This window comes from Streptomyces sp. F001 (assembly GCF_004187715.1).
In the GTDB taxonomy this organism is placed as follows: Bacteria; Actinomycetota; Actinomycetes; order Streptomycetales; family Streptomycetaceae; genus Streptomyces; species Streptomyces flavusporus.
The window spans coordinates 1-7307 of the sequence record NZ_QZWF01000079.1; the positions used below are offsets into that span (position 1 = coordinate 1).

Sequence of the window (7307 nt, forward strand, 5' to 3'; positions counted from 1 at the left end):
GCCCCCACGGTCACCGTCGGACGCCGGACACCCGTCCCACCACTTCCCGCAACAGCTCCCCATCCACGAACGGCACGTCAGCGCTCCCGGCGTTGTTGACCCTGTTCGGGGCCGCATCCCGCGTCGCCGACCCGGCTGCCCCCCACACCTCGGGGTGCTGCCGCCCGCGCCCTCTACTCAGCCGTCGCGCGCTACCGCCACGAGATCAGCCCGAAGCTGCCCGCCCGGTGTCCGTACACGCCCACCTGCTCGACGTACGCGATCAAGGCACTGCACCGCCACGGCGCACTGCGCGGCGGCATGCTGACCCTCGGCCGCCTGCTGCGCTGTACGCCCGAGCGGGCGCGGCGGCGGGGCGGGCTGGACCCGGTGCCACCGGCGCGGTCGCGGTAACTCCTTGCATAGAGCGAACTCCAAGCCGTTGGCTTGCCCCCATGAAGTACACGCAGCTCGGACGCACAGGCCTCAAGGTCAGCCGACTGGTCCTCGGCACGATGAACTTCGGACCGCAGACCGACGAAGCGGACAGTCACGCGATCATGGACGCGGCCCTGGACGCGGGGATCAACTTCTTCGACACCGCCAACGTCTACGGCTGGGGCGAGAACAAGGGCCGTACGGAACGCATCATCGGGAACTGGTTCGCCAAGGGCGGCGACCGGCGCGACAAGGTCGTCCTCGCCACCAAGGTGTACGGGAACATGGGCCTGGACGAAAGCGAGCCGTGGCCCAACCACAACAAGCTCTCCGCGCTCAACATCCGCCGAGCCGTGGACGCCAGCCTGAAGCGGCTGCAGACGGACTACATCGACGTCTACCAGTTCCACCACATCGACCGGGCCACGCCCTTCGAGGAAATCTGGCAGGCCATCGACGTCCTCGTCCAGCAGGGCAAGATCCTGTACGTCGGCTCCTCCAACTTCCCCGGCTACAAGATCGCCCAGGCCAACGAGGTCGCCGCCCGCCGCGGCGGCACCATCGGCCTCGTCAGCGAGCAGTGCCTCTACAACCTCGCCGAGCGCCGCGCCGAGATGGAGGTCATCCCGGCCGCGCAGGACTACGGCCTCGGGGTCATCCCCTGGTCGCCGCTGCACGGCGGCCTGCTCGGCGGCGTGATCAAGAAGGAGGTCGAGGGCGGCCGACGCGCCTCCGGGCGGGCCGCCGACACCCTCGCCGACCCGGCCGTACGCGCGCAGATCCAGGCGTACGAGGACCTGCTCGACAAGCACGGCCTGGAACCCGGCGAGGCCGCCCTCGCCTGGCTGCTCAGCCGCCCCGGCGTGACCGGCCCGATCGTCGGCCCGCGCACCGCCGAGCAGCTGGCGTCGGCTCTGCGTGCCGTGGAGCTGGAGCTGTCGGAGGAACTGCTGACCGGGCTGGACGAGATCTTCCCGGGACCGGGGCCGTCTCCGGAGGCGTTCGCCTGGTAAGGCACTGCAAGGCACAGCACTGCACGGGCGTGGCGGCGGCCTACCCTCCGAACGCCGCCGCCACCGCCACCACCACGAACATCAGTACAAGCGCACCGGCCATGATCCGGTTCCGGGTTTTCGGGTCCACGTATCGAGACTAACCGGCGCCGCCGAGCGGCCAGCGGGCGACCGCCTCGTACCGGGGCTGCTCGGCCGGCACCCCGGACTTCGGCAGGTTGCTGCGGACCAGGACCAGCTCGTCCACCGTCCAGGTACGGCTCCCGAACCCGGCCAGCGCGTCGACGTACGCCCGCACGTTCACCCCGTACCGGCTGCGGGCCACCGTGAGGTGGGCCTTGTAGCGGCGGTGCTCCCCCATCGGCACACCCGCCTTCCGCGCTGCCGCCTCGGTGCGGTCGGCCAGCAGCCCCAGCGTCACCAGATCACCCTCGGCGCCCGTCCACAGCGCCCGCCCGTGCCCGAACTGCCCGCCACCGCGCAGGGCCAGCGGGAAGGCCGGCGTGCGGTGCGCGGCCCGCTCCAGCCGGGCCGACAGTTCCGGTACGAGGTCGTCGTCGACCTCCCCGTAGAACGCGAGCGTGAAGTGCCACCCGGGCCGCCCGGTCCAGCGCAGCCCGTCCGCGCCGGGCAGCCTCTTCAGCTCGGCCACTTCCACGGCGAGCTCACGGACGACCTCGTCGGGCGGCACGACGGCGGCGAAGAGTCTCATGAACCCAGTCTGCCCTGCGTGTCACGACCTCGGGCGTGCCCTCGTCACCGTGCGTATCGTTGTACCGCGCGGCTGCATCCGTCCGGGGCGGCCGGGGAGGAGCGCCACGATGACCGTCATTGAAGACAGGATCGCGATGGCCGAGAGCGACACGCGCTGGCTCGACGAAATGTTCGAGCGGCTCGAGAAGATGCCCGTCCCCGAGGGATACAAGGTCGAGATCGTCGAGGGGACCATCTACATGTCGCCGCAGCGGGACATCCACTGGGAGACCATTCGAGCGATCATCTGGGCCATCGAGGACCGCTTCGGCAGGCGTGCAAAGGTCCTGTCAGACGTCCGCATCGACTTCCCCGGCCACAAGAACGGTCTCGCCCCGGACGTGGCGAAGCTGCGCGACGGTGCCCAGAAGAACTCCGAAGGCCGCTGGCGCTACGAGGACATCGAGTTCGTCGCCGAGGTCATCTCCACGGACACGGCCAAGAACGATTACGGCCCCAAGAAGACCGCATACGCCCTCGCCGAAGTCCCCGTCTATCTCATCGCCGACCCTTACACAGGCAAGTGCCGCCTGTTCACCCAGCCCAAGGACGGCGACTACGTGAGCGACACGTCCATCACCTATGGCGGGGACGTCGACATGACCACCACCCACCTCGGCCTCGTCCTCAAGACCGACGAGTTCCCCCGCGACTGACGCCGTCGGCCCGCCGCGTCACGCCGCCGCAGCCAGCTCCTCCCGCTCCTCCCGCTCCCCCCGAGGAACGAACCGCACCCGAGGATGCCCGGAGTTCCACCCCACCGACAGCCGCAGCCCGCCCGCGCGGGCCAGGATCAGGCCGATCACGACGGCAGCCAGCGCGGCCACCGCACCGCCGACCGCAAGACCGACCCTCGCACCGTACGTGTCCGTGATCCACCCGACGATCGGCGCGCCCACCGGCGAGCCGCCGAGGAACACCATCATGTACAGGGCCATCACCCGGCCCCGCATCGCCGGATCCGTGGCCATCTGGATGCCGGTGTTGGCGGTGACGTTGACCGTCATGCCGAAGAGGCCGAGCGGGATCATCAGCAGGGCGAAGAGCCACAGCGACGGGGTCACCGCGGCCACGATCTCCACCGTGCCGAAGACCAGCGCCGCCGCGGCCAGGAGCCGCAGCCGGGCCGTGCCGCGTCGGGCGGCGAGCAGGGCACCGGTCACCGAGCCGACCGCCATCAGCGTGTTGAACAGGCTGTACGTGCCCGCGCCGACGTGGAAGACCTCGTCCGCGAAGGCCGACAGGTAGACCGGGAAGTTGAAGGCGAACGTCCCTATGAAGCCGACCAGCACGATCGGCCAGACCAGCTCGGGGCGGCCGGCGACGTAGGCCAGGCCCTCGCGCAGCTGTCCCTTGCCGCGCGGGGCGCGCTGGACGGGGTGCAGTTCGCGGGCGCGCATCAGCAGCAGGCCGGCGATGGGGGCGACGAAGGACAGGCCGTTGAAGAGGAACGCCCAGCCGGTCCCCACGCCGGTGATCAGGAGACCCGCGACGGCGGGGCCGACCATGCGGGCGGACTGGAAGTTGGCGGAGTTCAGGCTGACCGCGTTCTGGAGCTGGTCGGGGCCGACCATCTCGGAGACGAAGGACTGCCGGGCCGGGTTGTCGACGACCGTGGCGAGACCGACGGCGAAGGCGGCGACGTAGACGTGCCAGACCTCGACATGGCCGGTGATCGTGAGAAACGCCAGCGCCAGGCCCGTCATCGCCATCGCGGCCTGGGTGACCAGCAGGGTGGGGCGCTTGGGGAGGCGGTCGACGAGGACGCCGCCGTAGAGGCCGAAGAGCAGCATCGGCAGGAACTGCAGCGCCGTCGTGACGCCGACGGCCGTCGCGGAGCCGGTGAGGCTGAGGACCAGCCAGTCCTGGGCGATGCGCTGCATCCAGGTGCCGGTGTTGGAGACGACCTGGCCGATGAAGAAGAGGCGGTAGTTGCGGATCTTCAGGGAGCTGAACATCGAGGACTTACGGGTGTCCTCCACGGGGTCTTCGGGGGTGTCGTGGGTGGTCGGTGCGGGGGCGGAGTGTGCTCCGGGTCCCGTACTCAAAGGGGTTCGCCTCCTCCGGTGGTGCGGTTACAGATGTGCGAGCTTCTCCAGTACGGGGGCGGCGGCGCGCAGTTTCGCCCACTCGTCCTCGTCGAGGTCCTCGACCAGCGAGGCCAGGAACGCGTTCCGCTTGCGGCGGCTCTCCTCGAGCATCGCCTCGGCCCGCTCGGTCTGCGTGACGACCTTCTGGCGCCGGTCCTCGGGATGCGGCTCCAGCCGGACCAGCCCCTTGGCCTCGAGCAGCGCCACGATGCGGGTCATCGACGGCGGCTGCACATGTTCCTTACGGGCGAGCTCGCCCGGGGTGGCCGTGCCGCAGCGAGCCAGGGTGCCCAGCACCGACATCTCGGTAGGGCTCAGCGACTCGTCGACCCGCTGGTGCTTGAGCCGACGGGACAGCCGCATCACGGCGGAGCGAAGAGAGTTCACGGCGGCCGCGTCGTCGCCATGGGTAAGGTCCGGCATGTTCTTTAGGGTAACTCATTACTCTAACTAAAGACCAGTGGCGACACGCACAGGTGCCCGTGATCCCCGCCACTGAAACCGGATCATCACCCGTACGAGTGAGTCACTTCCGGAAAGTGACGCACCACTGGGTCGCCTTGCAACCCTCGTGTCCATGGGGACCAGTGTGCTCAGCCTGCGGATCGACGGGGAGCTGCTCGAACGGCTCCGGGACCACGCGGCGAAAAGAGGAATGAGCGTCCAGGACTATGTGATCCGGACGCTCATTCGGGACGACTTCGACGAACGCTTCAAGTCGGCGGTCGAAGAGACGGAGAGGTTCTACGGGGTCACCTGACGGCCCCCGTGCGGCATCAGGTCAGACCCAGTGCCGGCATCAGGTAGTAGAAGGCGAACACCGCCGCCACCACGTACATCGCCGCCGGGACCTCCCGGCCCCGTCCGGCCGCCAGGCGCAGGACGACGAAGGTGATGAAGCCCATACCGATGCCGTTGGTGATCGAGTAGGTGAACGGCATCATCAGCATCGTCACGAAGGCCGGAACGGCGATCGTGTAGTCCGCCCAGTCGATCTCCTTGACCGAACCGGCCAGGATCAGGAAGCCGACCGCGACCAGCGCGGGGGTGGCCGCCTGGGACGGGACCATCGTGGCGACCGGGGTCAGGAACAGCGCCACGGCGAACAGCGATCCGGTGATCACGTTCGCGAAGCCGGTCCGGGCGCCCTCGCCGACGCCGGCCGTGGACTCCACGAAGCAGGTGGTGGCCGAGGAGGAGCTGGCGCCGCCCGCGGCGACCGCGATGCCGTCGACGAAGAGGACCTTGTTGATGCCGGGCATCTGGCCCTGGGCGTCGGTCAGCTTGGCCTCGTCGCTGACGCCCATGATCGTGCCCATCGCGTCGAAGAAGCACGACAGCAGCACGGTGAAGACGAAGAGGATGCCGGTCAGCACGCCGACCTTGGCGAAGCCGCCGAACAGGCTGACCTCGCCGATCAGGCCGAAGTCGGGGGTGGCGACCGGGTTGCCGGGCCACTTCGGGGTGGTCAGGCCCCAGGAGGGGATGTCCGCGACGGCGTTGATGATCACCGCGAGGACGGTCATCGCGACGATCGAGATCAGGATCGCGCCGGACACCTTGCGCACGATCAGCGCCAGCGTGAGCAGCACGCCGAGGATGAAGACCAGGACCGGCCAGCCGTTGAGGTGACCGGTGGCGCCGAGCTGGAGCGGGACCGTGGTCTGGGCGGCGTCCGGGATACGGGAGACGAAGCCGGCGTCGACGAGGCCGATCAGCATGATGAACAGGCCGATACCGATGGCGATGGCCTTGCGCAGTCCGTAGGGCACGGCGTTCATCACGCGCTCACGCAGGCCCGTGGCGACCAGCAGCATCACGACGAAACCGGCGAGCACCACCATGCCCATGGCATCCGGCCAGGACATCCGCGGGGCGAGCTGGAGCGCGACGACCGAGTTCACACCGAGACCGGCGGCCAGCGCGATCGGCACGTTGCCGATGACGCCCATGAGGAGCGTGGTGAACGCCGCCGTCAGGGCCGTCGCGGTGACCAGCTGGCCGTTGTCGAGCTGGTTGCCGTACATGTCCTTCGCGCTGCCGAGGATGATCGGGTTCAGCACGATGATGTAGGCCATGGCGAAGAAGGTGGCGAAACCGCCGCGGATCTCGCGCGGCAGCGTGCTGCCCCGCTCGGAGATCTTGAAGAAACGGTCGAGTGCGCCGTATGCGGGCCTGGCTCCCGGCTGTTCAGGGGCGGGGACCTTGGCGGGGGCCGAGGTGGGCATGTTTTTGGTGGTTCCTACGAAGAGAAGTGGTCAGACACAAACCGTTTCAGTATGAACATATGACGCCGGGATCGGCCATCTCCGCGCGTAGACCTGATCGCCTCGTAAGCTGTCCTCCATGGCGAAGTGGACCCCCAAGCACGAGGCACCGGAGCCCCTGGAGGGCCCCGTCGTCGGCACCATCACCGGCGGCACGATCGTCTGGTTCGTCCTCTTCCTGGTGCAGCTGCCGTTCTACGGCTGGTTCGACGACCACGGGCACACCTGGTGGCTGTGGACCTGCCTGGCCGGCGGAGGGCTGGGGCTGCTCGGCATCTGGTACGTCCGCCGACGGGACGCGGCGATCAAGCGGTCGGCGCGCGAGGAAACCCCGGCGACACCCTGAGCCCTCCGTACGCCCAGGGCACTACGGCAGTCCTCCCGTAGTCGGATCTTCCGCCCACTCCGGGGGTGAAGCCCCACATCCGCACGTACCGTCGAATGCATGACGCACATCGACGCGGACGCCGAGCTCGGTCCCGCGCACCCCGCCCCCGTGCCGTCGGTGACGACCGGCCTGACGGCCGCCGAGGTCGCCGAGCGGGTGGCGCGCGGGCAGGTCAACGACGTACCGGTGCGCAGCAGCCGGTCGATGGCCGCCATCATCCGCTCGAACGTCTTCACCCGCTTCAACGCGATCATCGGCGTGCTCTGGGTGATCATGCTGTTCGTCGCGCCGATCCAGGACAGCCTGTTCGGCTTCGTGATCCTCGCCAACACCGGCATCGGCATCATCCAGGAGTGGCGGGCGAAGAAGACCCTCGACT

At 68.9% G+C, this 7307-nt stretch carries 9 protein-coding genes and 1 pseudogene; 6 read left to right on the forward strand and 4 right to left on the reverse strand.

Annotation, left to right across the window (positions count from 1 at the left end):
* Positions 1-135 precede the first annotated feature (135 nt).
* Together yidD and StrepF001_RS43560 are read left to right on the forward strand one after the other, a co-directional pair.
* Positions 136-393, forward strand: a complete 258-nt coding sequence (gene yidD / locus StrepF001_RS43555; RefSeq protein WP_129803613.1) for a membrane protein insertion efficiency factor YidD — start codon at positions 136-138, stop codon at positions 391-393.
* Between the two features lie 41 nt (positions 394-434).
* Positions 435-1430: an aldo/keto reductase gene (locus tag StrepF001_RS43560; protein WP_129803605.1), complete on the forward strand. Its 996-nt coding sequence runs from the start codon at positions 435-437 to the stop codon at positions 1428-1430.
* A 139-nt stretch (positions 1431-1569) separates the two neighbouring features.
* On the opposite strand, the gene thpR is transcribed toward StrepF001_RS43560, so the two are convergent.
* Positions 1570-2142, reverse strand: a complete 573-nt coding sequence (gene thpR / locus StrepF001_RS43565; RefSeq protein ID WP_129803606.1) for an RNA 2',3'-cyclic phosphodiesterase — start codon at positions 2140-2142, stop codon at positions 1570-1572.
* Positions 2143-2251: 109 nt separating this feature from the next.
* Here thpR and StrepF001_RS43570 point away from each other — a divergent pair, with 109 nt between their 5' ends.
* Positions 2252-2839: a Uma2 family endonuclease gene (locus StrepF001_RS43570; protein ID WP_129803607.1), complete on the forward strand. Its 588-nt coding sequence runs from the start codon at positions 2252-2254 to the stop codon at positions 2837-2839.
* An 18-nt stretch (positions 2840-2857) separates the two neighbouring features.
* Here the strand turns inward: StrepF001_RS43570 and StrepF001_RS43575 are convergent, their stop codons facing one another.
* A complete protein-coding gene (locus StrepF001_RS43575; protein WP_129803608.1) occupies positions 2858-4231 on the reverse strand; it encodes an MFS transporter in 1374 nt (457 codons plus the stop codon).
* 27 nt (positions 4232-4258) lie between these two features.
* Positions 4259-4696 (reverse strand): MarR family transcriptional regulator, encoded by a 438-nt coding sequence (locus StrepF001_RS43580; protein WP_129803609.1) that lies wholly within the window; start codon positions 4694-4696, stop codon positions 4259-4261.
* A 148-nt stretch (positions 4697-4844) separates the two neighbouring features.
* Here StrepF001_RS43580 and StrepF001_RS43585 point away from each other — a divergent pair, with 148 nt between their 5' ends.
* Complete coding sequence (locus StrepF001_RS43585; RefSeq protein ID WP_129803610.1) at positions 4845-5033, forward strand: ribbon-helix-helix protein, CopG family; 189 nt, start codon at positions 4845-4847, stop codon at positions 5031-5033.
* Positions 5034-5049: 16 nt separating this feature from the next.
* Here StrepF001_RS43585 and StrepF001_RS43590 read toward each other — a convergent pair whose 3' ends face one another.
* Positions 5050-6501 carry an NCS2 family permease gene (locus tag StrepF001_RS43590; RefSeq protein WP_129803611.1) on the reverse strand — a complete coding sequence of 484 codons (1452 nt, stop codon included), beginning with the start codon at positions 6499-6501 and terminating at the stop codon, positions 5050-5052.
* A gap of 118 nt (positions 6502-6619) precedes the next feature.
* Here StrepF001_RS43590 and StrepF001_RS43595 point away from each other — a divergent pair, with 118 nt between their 5' ends.
* Entirely contained in the window at positions 6620-6886 is a 267-nt protein-coding gene (locus StrepF001_RS43595; protein ID WP_129803612.1) for a DUF2530 domain-containing protein, read from the forward strand.
* Positions 6887-6985: 99 nt separating this feature from the next.
* Positions 6986-7307: pseudogene (locus StrepF001_RS43600) on the forward strand (cation-translocating P-type ATPase); the annotation flags it as partial.